This window comes from Nocardioides acrostichi, assembly GCF_015319165.1.
In the GTDB taxonomy this organism is placed as follows: Bacteria; Actinomycetota; Actinomycetes; order Propionibacteriales; family Nocardioidaceae; genus Nocardioides; species Nocardioides acrostichi.
The window spans coordinates 15,395-39,074 of sequence record NZ_JADIVZ010000008.1; the positions used below are offsets into that span (position 1 = coordinate 15,395).

Here is a 23,680-nt window from a genome sequence, read left to right on the forward strand (position 1 = left end):
GGTCCAGGTCACGGCCGGATGACGTCACCGGGCACTACCGTGGAGCCGTGACGCTGCCCGTGGTGTGCTGCCTGCTGGCGCTCGCCCTGCTCGTGGCCATCGCCACGGCGACGAGCCTGCGGCGCCGGCTGACGACGTCCGAGGCGATGGTGCGCCAGCTCGAGGCCGACCTCGACGCGGCACTGCGGCCCCCGACGCCTGCCAGTCCGGCGGAGCGCGCGCTGCGGGCGGTCGTCGGGACCGCGGCGCGCGTGCGCGAGCAGGGTGTGCGCCAAGGCGTGTCGTCGTGGCTGACGGCCAGCCTCGACGAGGTCGCGTCGTGGGCCCTGGACCAGCGCCCCGACATGCTCCGCGTCGCGGCCCCCGACGGCAGCGTGGCGCTGATGTTCTCCGACATCGTCGACTCCACCAGCCTCAACGACAAGCTCGGCGACAAGGCCTGGGTGCGGGTTCTGGAGTCTCACGACCAGCTCGTGCGCGGCGCGGTGGAGCGACGGCACGGCCAGGTCGTCAAGACCGGCGGCGACTCGTTCATGGTCGCCTTCCGCGACCCGCGTTCCGCGGTGCTGGCGGCCCGCCGCATCCAGCGGCAGCTGGCCCGCACCCTCGACCCGAGGCTGCGGCTCAACCGCATCCGGGTGCGTATCGGTGTGCACTGCGGCGTCGTGGTCTCGCGCGACGGCGACTACTTCGGCCGCAACGTCGCCATGGCTGCCCGGGTCGCGGCCCTCGCCGACGGCGGTGAGGTGCTGCTGACCGACGACGTCCGCGAGGCTGTCGAGGGGGCCGAAGACGCCCGCATGCGATTCGAGGATCTCGGCAGTGTCGAACTCAAGGGCCTTCCCGGCGAGCATCGGCTCTGGCGCCTGGTGGTCGAGACCTGATGCCCTACCGACGCCAGGAGCTCACCGGCTCCGCCCCAGCGCTCCTCGACGCCGTGGTCGCGATCTCCTCCGAGGCCGACCTGCCCAGCGTGCTCTCTCGCATCGTGGAGTCGGCCTGCCTGCTCACCGACGCCCGCTACGGCGCGTTGGGTGTCCTCGGCCCGGACGGCGATCTCGCCGATCTGATCACCTACGGCCTCGACCGGGAGTCGTCGGACATCACGGAGTTCCCGCACGGCCGCGGCATCCTGCGCCTGCTCATCGACGCCCCCGAACCGCTGCGTCTGGAAGATCTCACCACCCACCCACATCGGGTCGGCTTCCCGGCCGGACATCCCGAGATGCGCTCGTTCCTCGGGGTGCCGGTGCGGTTGCGCGGCTGGATCTTCGGCAACCTCTACCTGGCCGAGAAGGCCGACGGCACGTTCACCGAGGACGACGAGCTCCTGGTCGTCGCGCTGGCCGCTGCGGCCGCGCACGTGGTCGACCGGGCGCGGGACTTCGACGTCAGTGAGCGCAGCCGGCAGTGGCTCCAGGCGAGCACCGACCTGGTGGCGGCTCTCCAGCCGCCCCTGGAGATGCACACGGCGCTGACCCGCATCGCCACCACGGCCGCCGAGGTGTCCGAGGGCAGTGGGGCGGCCGTGGTCCGGATGCCCCATGGCGGCGACGACGCCGTCGTCGCAGGCGACGATGTCGAAGGCTCGCGGGCGCTGCTGAGCCAGAGCCTGGCCGAACTGGGGCAGCTGACCCGGCCCGCCGAGTGGGAGCACCCGCAGGGACGACTCCAGCTGGTGCCCCTCGACGCCCACGCGGCCTCCGATCTGGCCCTGGTGACCTTCCACGGGCCCGACCACCCGGTGCTGGTGGTCGAGGAGCGTGAGCTGCTGGCGCGCTTCGCGGGTCAGGCGGCCCTGGCGTTGGACCGCGCCGAGGCCGTGGCCCAGCAGGCGACCCTCGCGGTGCTCTCGGACCGTGAGCGCATCGCCCGCGACCTGCACGACACCGCCATCCAGCGTCTCTTCGCAGCGGGCCTCGCGCTCCAAGGGCTCAGCGCGAGCCTCGACCCCGACCGGGCCGACCAGCATGAGCGCGTCGACCACCTGATCGACGAGCTCGACCATGTGGTGCGCGACGTCCGCGGCACCATCGCAGCGCTGCGCCAGGGCCTGGACACCTCGCTCACGACCGCAGTGCGTGCCCTGGCCCGCGAGTACGCGACGTCGTTGGGGTTCACCCCCACCGTGCACACCCTCGGGCCGGTCGACGCCGTGGTCTCCGACACGGTCGCCGACGAGCTGCTGCCGGTGCTGCGCGAGGCGCTGTCCAACGTCTCACGGCACGCGGGAGCAACGGCGGCCTGGATCTACCTCACGGTGGACCCGCTCGACAGCGCGACCCCGGGAGTCACCCTGCATGTCGAGGACGACGGGGTGGGCGCGCAGCCGGGCAGCCGGTCCAGCGGGCTCCAGAACGTGTGGCAACGGGCGGTCTCGCTCGGAGGCACCTCGCGACTCCTGCCCCGTGACCCGCACGGCACCGTCTTCGCGTGGCGGGTTCCGATCTGAGCTGATCTGACCCGACCTGGCCCGAGCCGGCCCAGGGGTCAGCTCCGGGGTCGGCCCTCGGCGTCCAGCAGCCTGCTGGCGAGCACGGCGGCCTGGGTGCGCCGCTCCAGCCCGAGCTTGGCCAGGATGGCCGAGACGTAGTTCTTCACGGTCTTCTCGGCCAGGAACATCCGCTCGCCGATCTGACGGTTGGTCAGCCCCTCGGCGATGAGCGCGATCAGTCGCCGCTCCTGCTCGGTGAGGCGAGCCAGCTCCGGAGCGCGACGCGGCGCCGAACCGCTGCGCACCTTCTCCAGCACTCGCGCGGTCAGGGCCGGGTTGATCAGGCTGCGCCCTGCTGCCACGTCTCGCACGGCCCCGAGCAGATCCATGCCCTTGACGTCTTTGAGCAGGTAGCCGGCGGCGCCAGCCATGATCGCCGCGAACAGGGCCTCGTCGTCGTCGTAGGAGGTCAAGATGAGCGCCTTGAGCCCGGGATCCTGGGCGCGGACGGCGCGGCACACCTCGATGCCGGATCCGTCGGGCAGGCGGGCGTCGAGGATCGCCACGTGTGCGTGGGCCGCAGGGATCAGGGCGCCCGCCTCCTCGGCGGTGCCGGCCTCACCCACGACCTCGATGTCGGGCGCCGCGTCGAGCATGCTGCGCAGCCCTTGCCGGACGACCTCGTGGTCATCCAGCAGGAACACCCGGATCGTGTCCCCCATGGCACGGCCTCCTGACCCAAGAAGAAGAGCGCCGTTACCTCCGGCTGTTAGGAGTTTAAACGCTTACCCAACAGAAGCCCACAGAGCGCCGAGACGTCGGGATCGGGGTCGCTGAGCAGCCGGAAGACGCCGGCGCGCAACCAGGCACCGCGCTGCGCCCCCAGGCGCCATCCCTCGGCCAGGCCCACCGGGGCGCCCAGCGAGGCGACGGCATCGAGTACGGCGACGGCCTCCGCCCATGACGGCGCGCGCCACGCGGGCGACACGTCGACGACGAGCGGAGCGCCGGCCAGGTCCAGCAGGACGTTGCCCGCGAGGTCGACGTGCACGAGCTGCGCGGGCTCGAGCGACGGCGCCTGGTCGGCGACGGCCAGCGCGGCGGCTGTGAGCTCGCGCACCGCGCTCGGCGTGTCGTCCGGGATCGGCACCTCGCCGAACGCGACCGCCTCGGCGCGGGCCCACCGGTCGGTGCGCGCGAGCGGCGGACGGGTCGGGAAGGCGACCGCGAGGTGGGCGTGCAGCAGGTGCCCGGCGCGGCGGATCACCTCGACGTCGTGGCACACCTCGGTGCCCGGTTCGAAGCGCGTGGCACCCCAACCCTCGACGACCCAGCTGCCGTCTCTCGCCGGCACCGGCACGCCCACCCGCAGGTCACGGGCGGTTCGCCGGGGATCCTCGTCGAGCCGCACGCCCAGGCGGGCCAGCGCGGGCGAGAGCCACGCGGCGACGTCGGCGTCCCGCCCCGGCGAGAGCACGAGGTCACCCGCGCGCACGCTGCGACCCGGCCCGCCGGGCAGCCGCTCGGGGTTCGCGGGCACGGCGAAGAGGTCCAGCACCTGCTCGCTCGGCCCGTCGTCCACGCGCCCCAGTGTGTCGTAGCGGGAGCGTTCAGCGGGTGAGCAGCACCGAGCTGCCATGACCGAAGAGGCCCTGGTTGGCGGTGATGCCGACGCGGGCGCCCTCGACCTGGCGACCCCTCGCCCGACCACGCAGCTGCCAGGTGAGCTCGCAGACCTGGGCGAGCGCCTGCGCGGGCACGGCCTCACCGAAGCAGGCCAGCCCCCCGGAGGGATTGACCGGGATGCGACCGCCGATGGTGGTGTCACCGGCGCGCAGCAGCGCCTCGGCCTCGCCACGTTTGCACAACCCCAGATCCTCCATCCAGTCCAGCTCCAGGGCAGTCGAGAGGTCGTAGACCTCGGCGACATCGACGTCGCCCGGCTCGATGCCGGCTTCGGCGTAGACGGCGTCGCCGATGGACTCCTTGAAGGTGCGCTCGGGGTCGACTCCCCCACTGGCGTCGGTGGCCAGCATCGGCATGTCGAGCACGGTGTTCGGGAACGTGGGCGTCACCGTGGCGATGCCGGCGATCCGCACCGGGTCGGTGAGCCCGGCCTTCGCGGCGTAGGCCTCGGAGACCAGCACGACGGCGGCAGCCCCGTCGGAGGTCGCGCAGATGTCGAGCAGGTGCAGCGGATCACTGACCACGGCCGAGCCGAGCACGTCGTCGACGCTGACCTCTTTGCGGTAGCGCGCGTTGGGGTTGGCCAGACCGTGCTTGGCGTTCTTGACCTTGACCTGCGCGAAGTCCTCGCTCGTCGCGCCGTAGAGATCCATCCGGCGGCGGGCGTACATCGCGAAGTACGCCGGGTTGGTCATGCCCAGGAGTCGGAACCGCAGCCAGTCGGGGTCGTCCCAGCGCTCACCGGCATTGGGCGCGAGGAAGCCCTTCGGCGTGGTGTCGGCTCCGACGACGACGGCCACCTCGCTCATGCCGGCGAGGATGCGGGCCCGGGCGGTGTCGAGGGCCTGCGCACCCGTCGCGCAGGCGGCGTACGACGTCGCGATCCGGGCGCCGTTCCACCCCAGGGCCTGGGCGAAGGTCGATCCGGCCACGTAGCCGGCGTACCCGTTGCGCACGGTCTCACCGCCGACCACGAGGTCGACGTCGGTCCAGGGCACGCCGGCGTCCTGCAGCGCCTCGCGGGCGGCGTGGATGCCGTACTGCACGAACGAGCGACCCCACTTGCCCCAGGGGTGCATGCCGACGCCGGCGACGATCACGGGCTGCACGCTCATGCGGCGCTCCCCTCGGCGAGGGGCTTCCAACGCCAGATGAGGGCCTCGCCGGTGTGCTCGGGCTCGACCACGAGCTCGACGTGCATGCCGACGCGCAAGTCGTCGGGCCCGTAGCCGGCAGCGACCTGACCCAGCACGACGATGCCCTCGGGCAGCTCGACGGCAGCGAGCCCGAACGGCGCGAACGGCTCGGGCGCGGAGTAGGGCGGCGGAGGCTGGTAGCGGGTGTCGGTGTAGGACCACACCGTGCCGCGGCGAGAGAGCTCGACCTGCTCGAACTCGGTGCCCTCGCAGCGCGGGTTGCGGCAGAAGCCGGCCGCGGCCGCGGTGGGCGGGAAGTAGGAGGTGGCGCAGGTGGTGCACCTCTCCCCGATCAGGGCGGGCTGGTCACCGGTGGTGAACCAGCCCTCGATGGCGGGTGTGGCTGTCATCGCGCCTCCATGTCGAGCGAGCGCCGGGCCGGCACCGAGCGAGCACCGAACGAGCACCGGGCGAACACCTGAGCAAAACTAGAACGTGTTCTCTCACAGTAGCGGAACAACCGGCGGGTGGCCCCCCGGTGTCCGCGTGGTCCGATCATCGAACGATGCCTCCCGACGCACCCCTGCGCCTGCGCTGCTACGCCGACCAACCCGCGCGCCGCACTCTCCAGATCGTGGGCGACCTGGCCGCACTGCTCGTGGTGCTGCTCGCGATCTGGCTGGGTCACCAGGCCAACGACGGCATCGACGGGCTCGGTGAGCGGGTGCTGCGCGTCGACTCCGCCGCCTCGAGCCTCTCCTCGGGCCTCGACGAGACCGGCGATGTGCTCTCGCGCGCGCCGCTGGTCGGCGACGACGCCGCCGAACCGCTGCGACGGGCCGCGGAGTCCTCCGACGGCATCGGCCGGGCCAGTCGTGACACCGCCGCGACCATCGACACGGTCGGCACCGCCGTCGGCGTCGGCGTGACGCTGGCGGTGCTCCTCGCCGCCGCTCCGTGGTGGCTGCCGAACCGGATCCGATTCGTCGTGACGGCCACCCTGCTCGACCGCTACCTGCGCGGCGGAGGAGACCCCGACCTGCTGGCACTGCGCGCCCTGGCCCGGCAGCCGGTCACGCTGCTGGTGCGCCGGTACCCCGAGGCCGCGGCCGGGTGGCGCGCGGGCGATCCGGACGTCGTTGCAGCGCTCGCCGAGCTCGAGCTGGGCGCGGCCGGCCTCGGTGCCCGGTCGCTCGACCCCGGATCGTTCAGGCGCGGGCCAGGAAGGCCAGCAGATCCTGCCGGGTGACGACGCCGACCGGCTTGCCGTCCTCGTGCACGAGTAGGGCGTCGGCGCCCTCGAGGAGGTGGACCGCCGCCGTGGCCTCCTCGGACGAGCCGATCGTGGGCAACGGGGCACCCATGTGGTCCTCGACCCGGTCGGTCAGCGACGCGTGGCCGGCGAAGAGCGCATCGAGCAGGGCGCGGTCGGAGACCGAACCGGCAACCTCGGCCGCCACCACGGGCGGCTCGGCACGCACCACGGGCATCTGCGAGACGCCGTACTCCTGGAGGATCGCGACCGCTTCGGCGATGGTCTCGCCGGGGTGGGTGTGCACCAGATCGGGCAGTCGGCCGGACTTGCCGCGCAGAACCTCGCCGACCGTGCGGACGTCGTCTGCGGCGTCCGAGGTCGGAAAGCCGTACTGCGCCAGCCAGTCGTCGTTGAAGACCTTGGTGAGGTAGCCGCGCCCCGAGTCGGGCAGCAGGACCACGATCACGGCGTCGGTGCGCCCCTGCTCGGCGAGCTCGTGGGCGAGCTTCTTGGCGGCGAAGGCCGCCATGCCGGCCGAGCCGCCCACCAGCAGCGCCTCCTCGCGCGCCAAACGACGGGTGAAGGCGAAGGAGTCGGCGTCGGAGACCTCGATGACCCGGTCGGCCACCGAGCGGTCGTAGGTGTCGGGCCAGAAGTCCTCGCCCACACCCTCGACGAGATAGGGGCGGCCGGTGCCGCCGGAGTAGACCGAGCCCGACGGGTCGGCGCCGACGACCTGGACGTCGGGCCCACCCCGTTCGGCACTGCGCTCCTTGAGGTAGCGCCCGACGCCCGAGATGGTGCCGCCGGTACCCATGCCCGTGACGAAGTGGGTGATGCGGCCTGAAGTCTGCTCCCAGATCTCCGGGCCGGTGGTCTCGTAGTGGGAGCGCGGGTTGTGCGGGTTCGCGTACTGGTCGGGCTTCCAGGCGCCTGGCTGCGAGGCGAGGCGGTCGGAGACGTTGTAGTAGGAGTCCGGGTGCTCCGGCGCGACCGCCGTCGGGCAGACGACGACCTCGGCGCCGTAGGCGCGCAGCACGTTGCGCTTGTCCTCGCTCACCTTGTCGGGGCACACGAAGACGCACTGGTAGCCCTTCTTCTGGGCCACCATCGCCAGGCCGACTCCGGTGTTGCCGGAGGTGGGCTCGACGATGGTGCCGCCCGGCTGCAACGCGCCCGAGGCCTCTGCAGCCTCGATCATCCGGATGGCGATGCGGTCCTTCACCGAGCCGCCGGGGTTGAGGTACTCGACCTTGGCGAGCACCAGCGGGCCGTCATCCCCCTGACCGGGCTGCCAGTCCATCGTGCGCTGGAGGCGCAGGAGCGGGGTGTTGCCGATGAGATCCAGGAGCGAGTCGACGTACTGCACCCGATCACCGTAGTACCGCGCGAGCGCCGGAGCGCGATCTCTAGACTGGTGCATCGTGAGCAGAGCCGGAGCAGCACGCAAGCTCGCCGCCGCGGCGGCGTACGGCGGTGGTGGGCTCTCGGTCGTCGGCGGCGCGCTCTACGGGGTGCTGGCCACCGAGGCACGGCTGGCCAAGAAGACGATCGGCCCGATGAACGAGCACGCTCCGCCGGACTCATCGGGCTGGTACGGCCGCGGCCGCCCCGGTCCTGCCCTCAAGATCGCTCTGCTCGGCGACTCCAGCGCCGCGGGGTACGGCGTGGAGCGCGTCGAGGAGACGCCCGGTGCGCTGCTCGCCAGCGGCGTCGCCGAGCACGCCGACCGGCGCGTGTTCCTGCGCGAGCTGGCGGTCGTGGGCGCGAAGTCCTCCGACCTCGGCGAGCAGATCGACCGGGCCCTGCCCACCGAGCCCGACGTCGCCGTCATCTTCATCGGCGCCAACGACGTGACCCACCTGATCACTCCCTCGGCCTCGGTCGGCAATCTCTCCGAGGGGGTGCGCCGACTGCGCGCGGCCGGGGTCGCGGTCGTGGTGGGCACCTGCCCCGACCTGGGCACGCTGAAGCCGATCGCGCCGCCGCTGAAGCAGATCGCGCGCGCCTGGTCGCGCCGTCTCGCGGCCGGTCAGACCATCGCGGTCGTCGAGCAGGGCGGCCGCTCGGTGTCCCTCGGCTCGATCCTGGGCCCGGAGTTCGCGGCCGCACCGGCGCTGCTCTTCGGCCCCGACCAGTTCCACCCCTCGGCTGCCGGCTACCGCTCGCTCGCGGCCACCATGGTGCCGTCCGTACTGGCGGCGCTCGGAGTCGTCGAGGCCAGCGAGGACGGCCTCGAGACGTTGCGGGGCGAGGGTGTGCTGCCCATCACGGACGCCGCCCTGCGGGCCGTGTCGGTGCCGGGCACCGAGATCGACGGCAGCGACCACGACCAACGCCGCGGCGTGCGCGGGGTGTGGGTGGAACTGCGGCACCGACGCAGGCGCCCGCACACCGACGGCGAGACCCCCACCGAGCACGACGAAGACTCCCCCGCCGCCGAGTGACCCGCGAGGGGTCGCGTATTGCTGCCCGAGGGGTCGCGTATTGCTGCCCGAGGGGTCGCGTATTGCTGCCCGAGGGGTCGCGTATTGCTGCTCCAGGAGTCGAAAAATGCGGCCCGCGAGGGGCCGGTACCGACCCCTCGCGGGACATTTTGCGACCCCTCGCGGGACGATTCGCGACCCCTCGCGGGTGTGGATCAGTCGCCGCGCAGGATGGCGAGGATGCGCAGCAGGTTCGTGTAGATCCAGACCAGGCTGACGGTCAGGGCGAAGGCGGCTCGCCACGACTCGCGCTCGGGCAGGCCGTTGGCGATGCCCTGCTCGACGAAGTCGAAGTCCAGGATGAGCATGAACACGCCCAGGGCGAGACCCGCGATGGCGAAGACCAAGCCGATGGTGCCGAAGCCGAAGACGCCCAGCGCGCTGCCGAAGACGCTCAACACCATCTCGAGCAGGCCGAGGGCGACCATGCCGAACATGGCGGCCATCACGAACGTGCGGAACTTGTCGCCGACGCGGATGTTGAGGAACTTGTAGGCGGCGAGCGTGCCGGCGAAGGCGGCGAAGGTGCCGATCACGGCCTGGACCACGATCGACCCCTGGCCGGGCTGTACGTAGAGGGCCTCGATGATCTTCGAGAAAGCACCGAGGCTCACGCCCTCGAGGGCACAGAAGGCCAGCACCAGGGCCGGGCTGACGACCCGCTTGAACGAGTTGACCATCGACAACGCGAAGGCGCCGAAGCCGCCGATCATGAGTGCTGCGTAGAGGGGCCCGAGCGAGGCGCCGAAGTCGCGCAGGTCGGGCGTGAGGAACCACGTGGCGAAGGCGGCGACGAACACGACGCCGAGGCTCATGGCCGTCTTCTGCACCACCGAGTCGATGGTCATCACGCCGCCCTGATCGGGCTTGGCGGAGTACACTTCGCCCGGCGCGCCGGTGCCCCAGGTCGAGGGGTCGGTGCCGTACCCGGAGTGGGTCGCGCCGTTGCCGGCGTAGGTCTGGTTGCCGTAGGCGTTCATGCCGGGGCGGTTGAACTCCTCCGACCGGCGGAACACCGGGTTGTTGCTCTGCATGGTTGGTCTCTCCTTGGAGGCCGACTGCGATCGTCCGTTGTGACGAAGGTGGGGCCCCACCTTAGGGCTCCTACCGAGTAGAACGCTCGACCCCGCTCGGACGTTCCCGCCGAGGAGGGTGACGGCAGGGCCGGGGACGTGCCGCGTCACTCGCGTGGGGTCGCGAGGAGCGACCGGCCCTGCCGGGGGTAGGCGGGACTCCGCACGCCGCATCCATGGGGTGATACGGCAGCCCCGATGCTCCCTCCCCGCCGTCCACCATGCCTGACCCACCGCACTACTTCCGAGTATGTGACCCAGGTCACACCGTCGCCGACCGGATGCGGCGGGCGGAGCGACTCGGCTCCGCCCGCCGCGTGAGGGTGGGGATTCTCGAGAGGCATCTCGAGGATCCGGGGTCGCGACGACGGGCGCCGCGACCCCGGGCAGTCGTCCGTCCCCCAACGGACGATCTACTCGACCATCGTCCTGCGCTCAGAGTGCTCTGATGGCTGCCGAGGGTCCCTCTCGCGTGAAGACACGATGAGGATCATGCTGATCCTGTGAATGATGTTGCACCTGGTCCAGATGTCTGTTCCCCGGTGGGGAGTCGGTCGATCTCGCCCGGGATCCTCGGGTGCCCCCGGCGGGACTCGAACCCGCACCTGGCCGCTTTTAAGGCGGCTTCCTCTGCCAGTTGGGACACAGGGGCCACTGCTTCGGCAGCGTAGCGTCGTCGACATGTGCACGGAGCCGACCGACGAGCCCCTCGAGCATGCCTCACTCGTCGCCTTGGCTCGGCGGCTGGTGGAGTGCCGGGCCTGTCCTCGCCTCGTCGACTGGCGCGAGCAGGTGGCTCGCGAGAAGCGCGCGTCGTTCGCCGACGAGACCTACTGGGGTCGACCGGTGCCGGGCTGGGGCGACCCCACGCCTCGCATCCTCATCGTCGGGCTGGCGCCCGCCGCCCACGGCGCCAACCGCACCGGGCGCGTCTTCACCGGAGACCGCTCCGGCGACTGGCTCTTCGCCTCCCTGCACCGCGTGGGCCTGGCGGCGATCCCCACCAGCACCCACCCCGACGACGGACAGCGCCTCGTCGAGACCCGTATGGTCGCGGCGGTGCGGTGCGCTCCTCCGCAGAACAAGCCGACCACCATCGAGCGCGACACCTGCGCCCCCTGGCTCGACGAGGAGTTGGCGATCGTGCTCCCGCACGTGCGCGTCGTGGTGGCCCTCGGCGGCTTCGGGTGGACGGCGGCACTCACCGCGCTCGGCCGCGCCGGCGTCGACGTGCCTGCGCCGAGGCCCCGGTTCGGCCACGGCGCCGAGGTGACCCTGGGCGAGCTCTCCCTGCTCGGCTGCTACCACCCGAGCCAGCAGAACACCTTCACCGGGCGCCTCACGGAGCCGATGCTCGACGAGGTGCTGGGCCGCGCCACAAGGCTTGCGAGAATGCACGCGTGACCGATCCGACCACACTCCACGCCGTGACCGTGCTGGGCCACGACCGCCCGGGCATCATCGCCGACACGACCGCTCGCCTGGCCGACCTCGGGCTCAACCTCGAGGACTCGACGATGACCCTGCTGCGGGGGCAGTTCGCCATGATGCTGCTCTGCGCAGGCGGCGACGCCACCTTGACGCAGGGCGAGATCGAGGCCGCCCTGGCGCCCCTGACCGTCGACGGCACGCTCGACGTCACCGTGCGTGAGGTGCGCAGCCCCGGCCCCGGCGCCGGCGCCGGGAGCCCGTGGCTCCTCACCGTGCACGGTGGCGACCGCCCGGGCATCGTGTCGAGCCTGGTCTCCCGCATCGCCGAGGTGGGCGGCAACATCACCGACCTCACCACGCGGCTGGCCGGCGGGCTCTACCTGCTCATCGCCGAGATCGACCTGCCAGCGCAGGCGGACGCCGACGCACTCGTCGCCGTCGTCGGCGAGACGGCGGCGAGCCTGGACGTCACCGCCACGCTGCGCCCGACCGACCCTGACGAGCTGTGAGCACACCCCCCGCGGAGCCCTCGGAAGAGCACTCCGCCCGGTTGCGCGACTGGAGCCCCGACCTCCTCGGGACCGTAGGCCGCGTACTCGACGTCGTCCGAGCCCCGGCGCCGGTGCTCGGCACGGTCGGCGAGCCGGTCGACCCCTGCTCCGCGGAGGCGGTGCAGCTGGCCGCCGACCTCATCGCCACCATGCGGGTCAGCCCGGGCTGCGTGGGCCTCGCCGCGCCCCAGGTGGGAGCGAGCAGCCAGCTGTTCTGCGTCGACGTCTCCGAGCACCCCAAGACCCGCGACCACCACGGCACCTTCGCTCTGTGCAATGCCGAGGTGGTCTCGGCCAGTCGCAACGAGAAGGCCCGTGAGGGCTGCATGAGCGTGCCCGACCTGACCGGCGACGTGAAGCGCGGCTCGCGCCTGGTGGTGCGCGGCCACCTGCCCGGCACCGGCGAGGAGGTCGTGATCGCCGCCAACGCCTTCGAGGCACGCTGCCTCCAGCACGAGATCGACCACTGCCAGGGGCTGCTGTTCGTCGATCGGGTGGCCGGTGCGCACGCCATCTACGCCCGCCAGACCTACCTCTGACCCACCGGTGGTTGAGCCGGGCGAGGCGCTAGCCGAGTCCCGTGCCCACCGGTGGTTGAGCCGGGCGAGGCGCTAGCCGAGTCCCGTGCCCACCGGTGGTTGAGCCGGGCGAGGCGCTAGCCGAGTCCCGTGCCCTCCGGTGGTTGAGCCGGGCGAGGCGCTAGCCGAGTCCCGTGTCGAAACCCAGTGAGGTGGAAAGCAGCGCTGCCTTCACAGTCGCCGGGTTTCGACGCGCTCGTCGCTAGCGCTCCTCACGGCTCAACCACCGGGGCCACCGCGGGTGGTTGAGCCGGGCGAGGCGCTAGCCGAGTCCCGTGTCGAAACCCAGTGAGACGGAAAGCAGCGCTGCCTTCACAGTCGCCGGGTTTCGACGCGCTCGTCGCTGGCGCTCCTCACGGCTCAACCACCGCGGGACACGCTCGTCGCTGGCGCTCCTCACGGCTCAACCACCGCCCAGCGCGCTCGTCGCTGGCGCTCCTCACGGCTCAACCACCCGCGGCGAGATCCCAGGCGATGCCGTCGAGGATGTCGCTCTCGCTGACCACGAGCTCCGTGGCGCTCGTGCGTGCCAGCACGCGAGCGAGGACGACCGCTCCGGCGACGATCACGTCGGCGCGCCCGGGGTGCAGCCACGCCAGCTCCCGGCGTCCGGCCGCGTCGAGGGTCAGCAGGTGCTGGGTCAGCGCTTCGAGGTCGGCGTAGGAGAGCACCGCGCCGTCGATGGCCTCGCGGGAGTACTCGGTGAGCCCGAGCACGCCGGCGGCAAGAGTCGTGACGGTGCCCGCCACGCCGACCACCGTGGCCGCCGCAGCGGGGTCGACCCCGGCCGCGAGCGCCTGGTCGAGGGCGGCGTCGACGTCGGCCGCCGCCGCCGCGATCTGCGCAGCCGTCGGTGGATCGTCGGCGAGGTGCCGCTCGGTCAGTCGCACCGAGCCGACGTCCATCGAAGAGGCGGCGTCGGGCGTCTCGCCCGAGCCGAGCACGAGCTCGGTCGAACCTCCCCCGACGTCGATCACCAGCACCGGGTCGGGGCGCCGGACGCCACGGGTGGCACCGGCGTAGGAGAGGGCGGCCTCCTCGGCGCCGGTGAGTACGTCGGGTACCACACCCAACCGCTGCTCGACTCCGGCGGCGAACTCGGCTGCATTCGCGGCATCACGGGTGGCCGAGGTGGCGCAGAAGCGGAGCGTGTCGACCCCGTGCCGTGAGAGCAGGTCGGCGTACTCCTCGCATGCCGCGAAGGTGCGCTCGAGTGCCTCGGGGGCGAGCCGGCCGGTGCGGTCGACGCCCTGGCCGAGCCGGACGATCCGCATCTCGCGCTCGAGCTCCAGGGGCGCGCCCGCAGTGTCGGCGGTGTCGGTCTGAAGCACCAGCAGCTTGATGGTGTTGGTGCCACAGTCGATGGCCGCTACACGCACGGACCGGACTCCCACCACGGGCCGAGCGCAGCGAGCACCTCGTCGCCGAGCGGGTTGACGCCGCGACCCATGGCCAGCGCCTGGCCGGCGAGCACGTGCAGGCACTTGACCCGAGTCGGCATGCCGCCGGCGCTGATGCCCTCGATCTCGGGAACCTCGGCGCCCACCTCGGCAGCCAGCTCGCTGCGGAAGGCGAGGTACCGCTCGTGCGCTGCGCGGTAGGCGGCCGCCAGCTCGGGATCCGCAGCGATGCGGGCCTCCATCTCTCGCATCGTGCCCTCGCCCTCGAGGGTGCCGATGCGCGAGGCGGCCCGCGGGCAGGTCAGGTAGAAGGTGGTCGGGAACGGCGTGCCGTTCGGCAGCCGCGGCTCGGTCGTGACGACATCGGGGTTGCCGCACGGGCAGCGGTGCGCGACCGCGTGCACACCGCGGGGCTCCCGGCCGAGCTGGGCGTGCACCGCTTCGCGGTCACCATCGGCGAAAGGCTCGCTCACTGGTCGTCGCTCTGGTCGTCGCTCCGGTCGTCGCTCTGGCCGTCGATGTGGGATGCCGGCGGGGTGCCGCTGTTCTTCGGCGGGTTGCCGGCCAGCAGCACGGAGTCCCAGGCGTCGTCGAAGAACGGCTGCTTCTGCTCGGGCGCCACCGTGCCCGGGGCCGCGAGGCGGTGCTGGGTCTCCATCGGCTCGCCGTTCTGGTCGAGCACCACGTACGAGGTCTCACCGGGCATCACGTAGCCGAGCTCGCGCGCCTGCTGGGCCACGTAGGCGGGATCCTTCCAGCGGTCGGTCTCGCCCTCGAGCTCGTCGATGGATGCCTGACGCTGGGCGATCTCGGTGCGCAGCTGGTCGAGCTCGGCGCGCTGCTGGAGGTAGGCGCGCGCCGAGGACGCGTACGACACCGCCAGCACCAGCAGCACGAGCACCAAGATCACGGCACGCCGCGTCGGCTTGGGACGCCGCACGGCCTGGAGACGCTCGGGGAGCCGTCCGCGCCAGCCCGCGACGTCCGGACGCCGAACGTTCTCGCGTGCGCCCTCACGGCCCATCTCACGCCCAGCGCTGCGCCCGGGGCCGGTGCGTCCGCGCGGACCCGACCCGCGCGAGGGCGTGCGTGAGCGATCCGGCATGCCCCTAGGGTGACTCAGGAGGTGTACCGCGGGAACGCCGACACACCGGCGTAGCGCGCAGCGGCTCCCAACTCGTCCTCGATGCGCAGCAGCTGGTTGTACTTCGCGACTCGCTCCGAGCGCGCCGGGGCACCGGTCTTGATCTGGCCGCAGTTGGTGGCGACGGCCAGGTCGGCGATGGTGGTGTCCTCGGTCTCGCCGGAGCGGTGGCTCATCATGCACATGAACCCGTTGCGCTGAGCCAGGGCGACCGAGTCGAGGGTCTCGGTGAGCGAGCCGATCTGGTTCACCTTGACCAGCAGCGCATTGGCCTGGCCGCCGTCGATGCCGCGCTGGAGCCGCTCGACGTTGGTGACGAAGAGGTCGTCGCCCACGAGCTGGACCTTCTCGCCCAGCTGGTCGGTGATGGTCTTCCAGCCCTCCCAGTCGTCCTCGTCGAGGGGATCCTCGATCGAGACGATCGGGTAGTTCTCGCACAACTCCGCGTAGTAGGCGGTCATCTCCGCCGCGGTCCGCTGCTGGCCCTCGAAGGTGTAGGAGTCCCCTGCGCAGAACTCGGTGGCTGCGACGTCGAGGGCGAGCACGACATCGGTGCCGAGCGAGTACCCGGCCTCGGCGACCGCCTCGCCGATCAGGTCGAGCGCGGCCCGGTTGGACTCCAGGTCGGGGGCGAAACCGCCCTCGTCGCCGACGCCGGTGCCCAGGCCCTTGGCCTTCAGCACCGACTTCAAGGCGTGGTAGACCTCGGCGCCCATGCGCAGCGCCTCACGGAAGGATGGCGCACCGATCGGAGCGATCATGAACTCCTGGATGTCGACGTTCGTGTCGGCGTGGGCACCGCCGTTGAGGATGTTCATCATCGGCACCGGGAGCACGTGCGCGTTGGAGCCGCCCACGTAGCGGTAGAGCGGCAACTCGGCGGAGTCGGCGGCAGCACGCGCCACGGCGAGCGAGACACCGAGGATGGCGTTGGCACCGAGCTGGGCCTTATTGGGAGTGCCGTCGGCGTCGAGCATCGCCTGGTCGATGCCGCGCTGGTCGGCGGCGTCGAGGCCGGTCACCGCGGGGCCGATGGTCATGAGGACGGCGTCGACGGCCTGCTGGACGCCCTTGCCGGCGTACCGGTCGCCGCCGTCGCGCACCTCGACGGCCTCGAAGGCGCCGGTGGAGGCGCCCGAGGGCACGGCGGCGCGCGCGAAGGTGCCGTCGTCGAGCACGACCTCTACCTCGACGGTGGGGTTGCCTCGGGAGTCGAGGATCTCGCGAGCGCCGACTGCTTCGATGGTTGCCACGGTGTACTGCTCCTGGAGGACGGGGACGGGGACGTCGGTTCGGGCCGGCTCGAGCCTAGCGCTGGGCGGGCTCGCGCTCCGCGCCGGTCGCGGGTGGGGCCTCACCGCGCGGGCCCAACCCGGCATCGGTTTCTGTCCGATCCGGCTGTGCCGACCCTGCCCGCGCGACACAATGGCCCCGGGTCCTCGACCCCCGGGGGATCTAGCCGAGCGATGCGCACGGGGCCGGGAGTATTGCGTGAACCACGACGACGACGAACTGCGGCTGCTGCGTGAGTCGGCCCAGATGGTGGCCGAGGGGCTGACCGAGTCGACCGGCTTCGCCGTGGCCATGATCGCGCTCGCCCGCGGCGGCGACGACGACCAGCTGACGACGATCGCGGTGGCCGGGAACGAGGACGCACGTCGACAGCTGCTGGGGCGTCAGCTGCCGATCCACGAGATGGAGGCGGACCTCGCCCTGGCCGACGTCTGGGGATCCCTCCGGTTCGTCCCGGGCGAACGAGTGGCCGACGAGACCGACCGCGACCTCGGGTGGATCCCCGACATCGAGGCCAGCGACGACCCCACCCGGTGGCATCCCCTCGACCTGCTCGTCGCGCCCTTCCACGACGAGCTGGGCCGCCTGCGCGGCCACCTGTGCGTCGATCTCCCGCGCGATGGCCGACGCCCCGACATCGCGACCCGCGCCCAGCTGGAGCGGTTCGCCGAGCAGGCCCGGCGTGTCGTCTTCCTCCTGCTCGACCGGGAACAGCTCACCACTCGGCTCCGCCTCGCCGAACGCACTCGCGACCTCGTGCGCTCGGCGAGCGCCGCCGTCGACCTCGACCAGATGCTCGACACGATGCAGACGGCCCTGCTCGACGGCTTCTTGGCGCGCAGCGGCTGGCTGCAGACCTTCGACCACGTGGGCGTGCGGGCGATCCGTTCCTTCGGCGAGGTCGGCCAGGTGCGGCTCGCGGACGACTACCTGGACTGGCTCACCCAGCTCGCCACCCGGCTCTGGCGCGATCAGCTGACCCTGGAGGTTCCTCGCCGGCCGGGCTCGCCCTGCCCCGTGCCCGGCCACGTCGTGGAGAGGCTCGAGGAGGCGTTGCGCGCGCTCGACGAGCAGAAGGCCCTGGTCGTTCCTCTGGGCGTGGCCGGCAAGTGCCTGGGCATCATCATCCTGGGCCGCGCCTCGGACGACCCGGCCTGGTCGGACAGTGAGGCGACGGCGGCGCTCGACATCGGCCACGACCTCGGCCGTGTGGTGCTCAACGCACGCAACCTCGCCCGCGAGAGGGCGCTGGTCGAGGAGCTGCGGGAGCTCGACGCCTACAAGCGTCAGCTCATCGCCACCGTGTCGCACGAGCTCAAGGCGCCTCTCACCGCCACCGTCGGTCACCTCGAGCTGTTGGAGTCCCTCGATCTCCCCGCCCCGGTGCGCGACTCGCTCGAGGTGATCCAGCGCGCCTCCGAGCGCACCGGTCGCACCGTCGACTCCCTGCTCCTGCTCTCCCGCGTGACCGACCCGGACGCCTCCGTGCGCGCCGAGCCCGTCGACCTGCGCGACGTGGTCCGCGACTCTCTGCCGCTGCTCGCCCAGGCGGCTGCGGCTCAGGGCGTGCGGGTGACCACCGACCTGCCGCCGTCCCCGGTCGTGGTCGTCGGCGACCACGACGAGCTCGAGCGGGTCACGCTCAACCTGCTCGGCAACGCGATCAAGTACTCGACGGCTGGCGGCCAGGTGCAGGTCGGCCTGACCGTCAGCCCGTCGGGTTCCCACCGTTCCGGCGGCGCGACGTGTGCGCTCTCGGTCACCGACACCGGGCTCGGCATCTCCGTCGAGGACCAGGAGCGCCTCTTCGACGAGTTCTTCCGCTCGACCAACCCCCATGCGCTCCAGCGCCCGGGCACGGGGTTGGGCCTGGCCATCGTGCGGCGCATCGCCGAACGCCACGCGGGTCGCATCGAGGTCGTCTCGGAGCTGGGTCGCGGCAGCACCTTCACCGTCACGCTGCCGTGGTCAGAGGCGGCGACGGACGGCGGCACGCAGGGCCTGCTCGGCGTCGACTCCGCCCACGCGGGCCTCCACGACCAGAGCCAGCAGCCGTTCTCCCACATCCGCTGAGCCCTCGTCGACCCCGACGCGCCGACCGGACCGCTCGAGACGATCGAGCAGCTTGTCGGCATAGAGCAGCGCCGGCAGCGCGCTCGGCAGGCCGTCGTCGAGCTCTGCTCGATCGGCCTTCTCCTCGGCCTTGATCCGCTGCCACCTGTCGTTGACGGCGGCCGCGGTCCGCTCCTCGTCTCCCGGACCCTCACCGGACCGCTCCTCCCCGAACACGTGCGGGTTGCGGCGCACCATCTTGGCGATGATGCCGCGGGCGACGTCGTCGAGGTCGAACGCGCCTCGCTCCGCGGCGAGCGCCGCGTGGAAGTACACCTGCAGCAGCAGGTCGCCGAGCTCCTCGGCGAGATGCGCGTCGTCCGGCGGCTCGACATCGAGCACCTCGAGGGTCTCGTAGGTCTCCTCGAGCAGGTAGCGCGCGAGCGAACGGTGGGTCTGCTCGCGCTTCCACGGACACTCGGCTCGCAGCCGGGCCATCACCGCTCGGAAGACCAGCAGCGGCTCCGGGTCGGCGTCGTGCATGGGCTCAGCGCACGCTCATGGGAGTCAGCTGCACTTCTGAGACGCCGGCAGCGCGGCGTAGTCGGACGCCGAGATCGGCGTGCGCGACGCGGCCACGGCCGTCGAGCTGACGGGCACCGACAGCTCCTGGGAGACCGAGCCACCCTGCTGGGTGGTGAAGCCGGCGAAGCGCGGGTTGACCACGATCGGGTGCTTGGTGCTCCACTGCTGGAGGTAGTCGGCGTAGGCCTGGTCGGTGTCGGCCAGCTGATCGGCGCTCAGCGTGGGCTCGACCAGCTTCTTCATCACCAGCACGAAGAAGGGATAGGCCGCGACGACGTCGATCGCCTTCTCGTCGTCGGACCCCAGCGAGAGGTTCGAGCGCGCCTGCTGGCGAGCCTGCTCGCGCAGGGGCGCGGTGTCGAGATCCGCCTGCTGGGCGAGCTCGTCGGCGAAGGTGGAGTAGACGAGCTGGCGGACGACGAGGTCGTTCGCCTGAGCCCGCGTGACCGGCGACTGGGTCAGCTCGGGGTGCGCCTGGAGAAGGTCGCAGGTGGCCTCGGCGTCGCGTGAGACGGTGTCGAAGCTGATGGTGGCATCGCCCACCTGGGCGCCCACGCCCGGCTGCGGGGTCGTGCCGTCGGCCGCTACGCCGCAGCCGGACAGCGCACCCGTGGCGAGCAGCGCGAGCCCGGCGAGGCCCACCCCAGCTCGACGCAGGGGGACGCGAGACGTTGGGCGTGCGCTCACTTCTGGCTCCTCGCGGGGTTGCTTCGACGTCGGGACCATTGAACCAGCCGGGGTGTCGCCTCCGGTGGCCGGTGGCTGCGGTGGGGTGGCGGTGGTGGGGGCAATTCACCGGACGTCCGGTGAATTGCCCCCCGGGACGGTGGAATAGCACCGTCCGAGCAGCAGAATCACCGTCCCACCCACCGAGGAGAGGGCCCGCCGGTGCGTCAGCGACCTCGGGCGGGACGCACGACGCCAGGGACGGCGGACTCAGTCGGCGATGATCTGCTCGACGACGCCTCCGGCCCATTCCAGCAGGGCGAGGCCGTCGAGCGGTCGGCCACCGACCTTGGCGGTGAGGGGACGCGGCACCAGGATCGTGTCGAGCTGGGGCTTGACCAGCGACTTCGGGTAGAGCCGCTGCAACCGCACCACCCGCGACTCCGGCAGCGAGACCGGTGCGAACCGCACGTTCTTGCCGGCGATGGTCACCTCGCCCACCCCGGCCGCCCGTGCCCGGGCGCGGAAGCGAGCCACGAGCAGCAGCGACACGACCACGAGCGGCGGGTCGCCGTAGCGGTCCTTGAGCTCGGCCTCGATCTCGTCGACGTCGGCATCGGTGCGCACCTCGGCGAGACGCTTGTACATCTCCAGGCGCAGCCGCTCCGAGCCGATGTAGTCGTGCGGCAGGTGCGCGTCGACGGGCAGCTCGATGCGCACCTCGGCGAGATCCTCGTTGCCCTCGCCCTTGAAGTCGGCCACGGCCTCCCCGACCAGGCGCACGTAGAGGTCGAAGCCGACGTCGGCGATGTGGCCGGACTGCTCACCGCCCAGCAGGTTGCCGGCACCGCGGATCTCGAGGTCCTTCATGGCGATCGCCATGCCGCCGCCCAGGTCGGAGTGCTGGGCCAGCGTGGCGAGCCGCTCGTGGGCGGTCTCGGTGAGCGGCTTCTCGCCCGGGAAGAGGAAGTAGGCGTAGGCGCGCTCGCGCGAGCGACCCACCCGGCCACGCAGCTGGTGCAACTGCGAGAGGCCCATGGTGTCGGCGCGCTCGACGATCATCGTGTTGGCGTTCGAGACGTCGAGACCGGACTCCACCAGCGTGGTGCACACCAGCACGTCGAAGCGCTTCTCCCAGAAGTCGAGCATCACCTGCTCGAGCGCCTTCTCGTTCATCTGCCCGTGCGCGGTGGCGACGCGCGCCTCGGGCACCAGTTCGCGGATGCGGGCGGCGGCCTTCTCGATCGACTGCACCCGGTTGTGGATGTAGAACACCTGGCCGTCGCGCAGCAGTTCGCGACGGACCGCGGCGGTGACCTGGCGGTCCTCGTAGACACCGACGTAGGTGAGCACCGGGTGCCGCTCCTCGGGCGGCGTGGTGATCGTCGACATCTCACGGATGCCCGTGATCGCCATCTCGAGCGTGCGCGGGATCGGCGTCGCCGACATCGAGAGCACGTCGACGGCGGTGCGCAGCCGCTTGAGCTGCTCCTTGTGCTCGACGCCGAAGCGCTGCTCCTCGTCGACGATGATCAGGCCGAGATCCTTGAACCGGATGTCGGGGTTCAGCAGCCGGTGCGTACCCACGACGATGTCGACGCTGCCCTCGGTCATCTGCGCCATCACCTCCCGGGCCTCCTTGTCGGTCTGGAACCGCGAGAGACCCTTGACCACCACCGGGAAGCCCGCCATGCGCTCGGAGAAGGTGGAGAGGTGCTGGGTGACCAGCAGGGTGGTCGGCACGAGCACGGCCACCTGCTTGCCGTCCTGCACCGCCTTGAAGGCCGCCCGGACGGCGATCTCGGTCTTGCCGTAGCCGACGTCGCCGCAGATGAGGCGGTCCATCGGCACGACCTGCCGCATGTCGGACTTGACCTCCTCGACGGTGGTCAACTGGTCGACCGTCTCGGTGAAGGGGAAGGCGTCCTCCAGCTCGCGCTGCCAGGGGGTGTCCGGGCCGAAGGCGTGGCCCTTGGTGGCCCGACGCGCGGCGTAGAGCTTGATCAGCTCGGCGGCGATCTCGCGCACCGCCTTGCGGGCGCGACCCTTGCGCTTGGCCCAGTCGCCGCCGCCCAGACGGTCCAGGCTCGGCTGCTCGCCGCCGACGTAGCGGGTCACCTGGTCGAGGGCGTCGGCCGGCACGTAGAGCCGGTCGGGCGGGGCGCCGCGCTTGGAGGCGCCGTACTCGAGCACGAGGTACTCACGCGTGGCCCCGCCGACCTCGCGCTGCTTCATCTCGATGAAGCGGCCGACCCCGTGCTGCTCGTGCACCACGTAGTCACCGGTCTTCAGCTCGAGCGGATCGATCTGCTTGCGCCGCCGGGCGGGCATCGAGCGCATGTCACGGGTTGAGGAACGTTGGCCGGAGAGATCCTCGCCGGTGACGAGCACCAGCTTGTTCACCTCGTCGACGAACCCGTGTGCCAGGGCGCCGCAGGTGACGGTGACGACGCCGAGCTGCCACAGCTCGGGATCCTCGCCGGAGGCGTCGACCAGCCGGGCGGGCACGTCGGCGTCGCCGAGCGCCTCGACCATGCGAGACGCCGGCCCGTGGCCGGCGTGCACCACCACGACCCGGTACCCGTCGGCGCGCCAGGCGTCGAGCTGGGCCAGTGCGCGGTCGACGTCGCCGCGGTAGGCCTCGACCGGGGCCGCGGGCAGGGCGCGGGTGGGCACCACGCCGTCGTGCACGTCGACGTCGACGCGCACCACCTCGCCGGTCTCGTCGCGTAGCGGCTCGTCGTCGCGCCCGTCGTCGGGCGCGATGCCGAACGGACTGACCGACCACCAGGCCTGGCCTCGCTCGAGCACGTGGGCGCGCACGTCGGCGAGGCTGCGATAGGACGCCGCGCCGAGGTCGATCGGCGCGGACCCGCCCCCCGCGGCCGCAGCCCACGAAGCGTCGAGGAACTCCTCGCTGGTGGCGACGAGGTCGTGGGCGCGGGCCCGCACGCGCTCGGGATCGAGCACCAACACGTGGGTGTCGTCGGGCATCAGGTCGACGAGCAGCTCCATCTCGTCGACCAGGGCCGGCGTCAGCGACTCCATACCCTCGACCGCGATGCCGTGGGCGATCTTGTCGGTGAGCTCGAGCAGTGCGGGGTGGGCACGGCCGAGCTCGGCCGCGCGTTCGCGCACCTGCGAGGTGAGCAGCAGCTCGCGACACGGCGGCGCCCAGAGCCACTCCACGGCGTCGAGGGTGCGCTGATCGGCCACGGAGAAGGAACGGATCTCCTCGACGTCATCGCCCCACAGCTCAACCCGCAGGGGGTGCTCCTCGGTGGGTGGGAAGACGTCGACGAGGCCACCGCGGACGGCGAACTCGCCCCGCTTCTCGACCAGGTCGACGCGCGTATAGGCGGCGTCGGAGAGCCGTCGCGCCAGGTCGTCGAGCGACACCGTGTCGCCGAGCGCGAGCTCGACCGGCTCGAGATCGGCGAGACCCTTGACCTGGGGCTGGAGGAGCGAGCGAACCGGGGCCACCACCACACGCACCGGGCCCGCGGTCTCGCTGCCCGGCACCGGGTGCGCCAGCCGACGCAGCACCGCGAGGCGGCGGCCGACGGTGTCGCTGCGGGGGCTCAGCCGCTCGTGGGGCAGGGTCTCCCAGCTGGGGTAGGCCACGACCGACGCTGGGTCGAGCAGATCGCCGAGGTGCTCGACGAGATCGTCGGCCTCGCGCGAGGTCGCCGTGACGGCGAGTACGTGCCGGCCGGCGCCGACCAGGCCGGCGGTGACGAAGGGGCGCAGCGCCGCGGGAGCGGTGAGGTCGAGCGCCGGCACCTGCGTACCGCGGGCGTCGTCGAGCGCCTGGGCCAGGGTCGGATCGGCGACGACGGGGGCGAGCAACGGGGTGCTCATGGCGACTCCTCGAGAGCGGTGGGCGCGCAGAGATACCCCCTGACGCTCA

21 protein-coding genes and 1 tRNA gene are annotated in these 23,680 nt (G+C 71.9%); 8 read left to right on the forward strand and 14 right to left on the reverse strand.

From position 1 onward, the window contains the following. Positions 1-47: 47 nt before the first annotated feature. Positions 48-884, forward strand: coding sequence for an adenylate/guanylate cyclase domain-containing protein (locus ISG29_RS14425; protein WP_194504155.1), 837 nt, complete (start codon positions 48-50; stop codon positions 882-884). Further along, positions 884-2,452, forward strand: a complete 1,569-nt coding sequence (locus ISG29_RS14430) for a GAF domain-containing sensor histidine kinase (RefSeq protein ID WP_194504156.1) — start codon at positions 884-886, stop codon at positions 2,450-2,452. Before ISG29_RS14425 ends, ISG29_RS14430 begins: the two co-directional genes overlap by 1 nt. A 38-nt stretch (positions 2,453-2,490) precedes the next feature. On the opposite strand, the gene ISG29_RS14435 is transcribed toward ISG29_RS14430, so the two are convergent. The 4 genes from ISG29_RS14435 to ISG29_RS14450 are packed head-to-tail and all read right to left on the reverse strand — an operon-like array spanning position 2,491 to position 5,666. Next, positions 2,491-3,156, reverse strand: a complete 666-nt coding sequence (locus ISG29_RS14435) for a response regulator (protein ID WP_194504157.1) — start codon at positions 3,154-3,156, stop codon at positions 2,491-2,493. A gap of 47 nt (positions 3,157-3,203) precedes the next feature. After that, a complete protein-coding gene (locus ISG29_RS14440) occupies positions 3,204-4,016 on the reverse strand; it encodes an aminoglycoside phosphotransferase/kinase family protein (protein WP_194504158.1) in 813 nt (270 codons plus the stop codon). Positions 4,017-4,044: 28 nt separating this feature from the next. Then, positions 4,045-5,235, reverse strand: coding sequence for a lipid-transfer protein (locus ISG29_RS14445; protein ID WP_194504159.1), 1,191 nt, complete (start codon positions 5,233-5,235; stop codon positions 4,045-4,047). Beyond that, positions 5,232-5,666 carry a Zn-ribbon domain-containing OB-fold protein gene (locus ISG29_RS14450; protein WP_194504160.1) on the reverse strand — a complete coding sequence of 145 codons (435 nt, stop codon included), beginning with the start codon at positions 5,664-5,666 and terminating at the stop codon, positions 5,232-5,234. The genes ISG29_RS14445 and ISG29_RS14450 overlap by 4 nt, the downstream gene beginning before the upstream one ends. Positions 5,667-5,821: 155 nt before the next feature. Here ISG29_RS14450 and ISG29_RS14455 point away from each other — a divergent pair, with 155 nt between their 5' ends. Continuing rightward, entirely contained in the window at positions 5,822-6,505 is a 684-nt protein-coding gene (locus ISG29_RS14455; protein WP_194504161.1) for a hypothetical protein, read from the forward strand. Here the strand turns inward: ISG29_RS14455 and ISG29_RS14460 are convergent. Further along, positions 6,465-7,880 carry a cystathionine beta-synthase gene (locus ISG29_RS14460; RefSeq protein ID WP_194504162.1) on the reverse strand — a complete coding sequence of 472 codons (1,416 nt, stop codon included), beginning with the start codon at positions 7,878-7,880 and terminating at the stop codon, positions 6,465-6,467. The genes ISG29_RS14455 and ISG29_RS14460 overlap by 41 nt on opposite strands. Positions 7,881-7,935: 55 nt before the next feature. On the opposite strand from ISG29_RS14460, the gene ISG29_RS14465 reads away from it, so the two are divergent. Next, positions 7,936-8,958 (forward strand): SGNH/GDSL hydrolase family protein, encoded by a 1,023-nt coding sequence (locus ISG29_RS14465; RefSeq protein ID WP_194504163.1) that lies wholly within the window; start codon positions 7,936-7,938, stop codon positions 8,956-8,958. Between the two features lie 194 nt (positions 8,959-9,152). Here ISG29_RS14465 and ISG29_RS14470 read toward each other — a convergent pair whose 3' ends face one another. Both ISG29_RS14470 and ISG29_RS14475 read right to left on the reverse strand, forming a co-directional pair. Beyond that, a complete protein-coding gene (locus ISG29_RS14470) occupies positions 9,153-10,031 on the reverse strand; it encodes a Bax inhibitor-1/YccA family protein (protein WP_194504164.1) in 879 nt (292 codons plus the stop codon). Between the two features lie 617 nt (positions 10,032-10,648). Next, positions 10,649-10,722: transfer RNA gene (locus ISG29_RS14475), tRNA-Leu, on the reverse strand. Positions 10,723-10,751: 29 nt separating this feature from the next. On the opposite strand from ISG29_RS14475, the gene ISG29_RS14480 reads away from it, so the two are divergent. Genes ISG29_RS14480 through def form a run of 3 tightly spaced genes read left to right on the forward strand, consistent with a single transcriptional unit; the run spans position 10,752 to position 12,591 of the window. Then, positions 10,752-11,474, forward strand: coding sequence for a uracil-DNA glycosylase (locus tag ISG29_RS14480; RefSeq protein ID WP_194504165.1), 723 nt, complete (start codon positions 10,752-10,754; stop codon positions 11,472-11,474). Next, positions 11,471-12,010, forward strand: a complete 540-nt coding sequence (locus ISG29_RS14485) for a glycine cleavage system protein R (protein ID WP_194504166.1) — start codon at positions 11,471-11,473, stop codon at positions 12,008-12,010. Before ISG29_RS14480 ends, ISG29_RS14485 begins: the two co-directional genes overlap by 4 nt. Further along, positions 12,007-12,591: a peptide deformylase gene (gene def, locus ISG29_RS14490; RefSeq protein ID WP_194504167.1), complete on the forward strand. Its 585-nt coding sequence runs from the start codon at positions 12,007-12,009 to the stop codon at positions 12,589-12,591. Before ISG29_RS14485 ends, def begins: the two co-directional genes overlap by 4 nt. A gap of 485 nt (positions 12,592-13,076) precedes the next feature. On the opposite strand, the gene ISG29_RS14495 is transcribed toward def, so the two are convergent. The 4 genes from ISG29_RS14495 to eno are packed head-to-tail and all read right to left on the reverse strand — an operon-like array spanning position 13,077 to position 16,427. Next, positions 13,077-14,009, reverse strand: a complete 933-nt coding sequence (locus ISG29_RS14495) for a Ppx/GppA phosphatase family protein (protein ID WP_194504168.1) — start codon at positions 14,007-14,009, stop codon at positions 13,077-13,079. Further along, a complete protein-coding gene (locus ISG29_RS14500; protein ID WP_194504169.1) occupies positions 14,000-14,503 on the reverse strand; it encodes a DUF501 domain-containing protein in 504 nt (167 codons plus the stop codon). The genes ISG29_RS14495 and ISG29_RS14500 overlap by 10 nt, the downstream gene beginning before the upstream one ends. Continuing rightward, positions 14,500-15,135, reverse strand: a complete 636-nt coding sequence (locus ISG29_RS14505; protein WP_194504170.1) for an FtsB family cell division protein — start codon at positions 15,133-15,135, stop codon at positions 14,500-14,502. The genes ISG29_RS14500 and ISG29_RS14505 overlap by 4 nt, the downstream gene beginning before the upstream one ends. A 14-nt stretch (positions 15,136-15,149) precedes the next feature. Further along, complete coding sequence (gene eno / locus ISG29_RS14510; RefSeq protein WP_194504171.1) at positions 15,150-16,427, reverse strand: phosphopyruvate hydratase; 1,278 nt, start codon at positions 16,425-16,427, stop codon at positions 15,150-15,152. 238 nt (positions 16,428-16,665) lie between these two features. Between eno and ISG29_RS14515 the strand changes: the two genes are divergently transcribed. Beyond that, complete coding sequence (locus tag ISG29_RS14515; protein WP_194504172.1) at positions 16,666-18,540, forward strand: ATP-binding protein; 1,875 nt, start codon at positions 16,666-16,668, stop codon at positions 18,538-18,540. On the opposite strand, the gene ISG29_RS14520 is transcribed toward ISG29_RS14515, so the two are convergent. The 3 genes from ISG29_RS14520 to mfd form a co-directional block, all read right to left on the reverse strand. Further along, positions 18,436-19,062, reverse strand: a complete 627-nt coding sequence (locus ISG29_RS14520) for a MazG nucleotide pyrophosphohydrolase domain-containing protein (RefSeq protein ID WP_194504173.1) — start codon at positions 19,060-19,062, stop codon at positions 18,436-18,438. The genes ISG29_RS14515 and ISG29_RS14520 overlap by 105 nt on opposite strands. 24 nt (positions 19,063-19,086) lie before the next feature. Then, on the reverse strand, positions 19,087-19,791 hold the full coding sequence (locus ISG29_RS14525; RefSeq protein ID WP_194504174.1) for a hypothetical protein: 705 nt from the start codon (positions 19,789-19,791) through the stop codon (positions 19,087-19,089). Between the two features lie 249 nt (positions 19,792-20,040). Next, the gene (gene mfd, locus ISG29_RS14530; RefSeq protein ID WP_194504175.1) at positions 20,041-23,631 is read right to left on the reverse strand and encodes a transcription-repair coupling factor; all 3,591 of its coding nucleotides are present in this window, start codon (positions 23,629-23,631) and stop codon (positions 20,041-20,043) included. Positions 23,632-23,680 lie beyond the last annotated feature (49 nt).

Excerpts from the sequence above, each read along its gene's own strand:
- ISG29_RS14430 (WP_194504156.1), top strand. The coding sequence starts at position 884 with ATGCCCTACCGACGCCAGGAGCTCACCGGCTCCGCCCCAGCGCTCCTC.
- ISG29_RS14435 (WP_194504157.1), bottom strand. The coding sequence starts at position 3,156 with ATGGGGGACACGATCCGGGTGTTCCTGCTGGATGACCACGAGGTCGTC.
- ISG29_RS14445 (WP_194504159.1), bottom strand. The coding sequence starts at position 5,235 with ATGAGCGTGCAGCCCGTGATCGTCGCCGGCGTCGGCATGCACCCCTGG.
- ISG29_RS14450 (WP_194504160.1), bottom strand. The coding sequence starts at position 5,666 with ATGACAGCCACACCCGCCATCGAGGGCTGGTTCACCACCGGTGACCAG.
- ISG29_RS14455 (WP_194504161.1), top strand. The coding sequence starts at position 5,822 with ATGCCTCCCGACGCACCCCTGCGCCTGCGCTGCTACGCCGACCAACCC.
- ISG29_RS14470 (WP_194504164.1), bottom strand. The coding sequence starts at position 10,031 with ATGCAGAGCAACAACCCGGTGTTCCGCCGGTCGGAGGAGTTCAACCGC.
- ISG29_RS14480 (WP_194504165.1), top strand. The coding sequence starts at position 10,752 with ATGTGCACGGAGCCGACCGACGAGCCCCTCGAGCATGCCTCACTCGTC.
- ISG29_RS14505 (WP_194504170.1), bottom strand. The coding sequence starts at position 15,135 with ATGCCGGATCGCTCACGCACGCCCTCGCGCGGGTCGGGTCCGCGCGGA.
- ISG29_RS14520 (WP_194504173.1), bottom strand. The coding sequence starts at position 19,062 with ATGCACGACGCCGACCCGGAGCCGCTGCTGGTCTTCCGAGCGGTGATG.
- mfd (WP_194504175.1), bottom strand. The coding sequence starts at position 23,631 with ATGAGCACCCCGTTGCTCGCCCCCGTCGTCGCCGATCCGACCCTGGCC.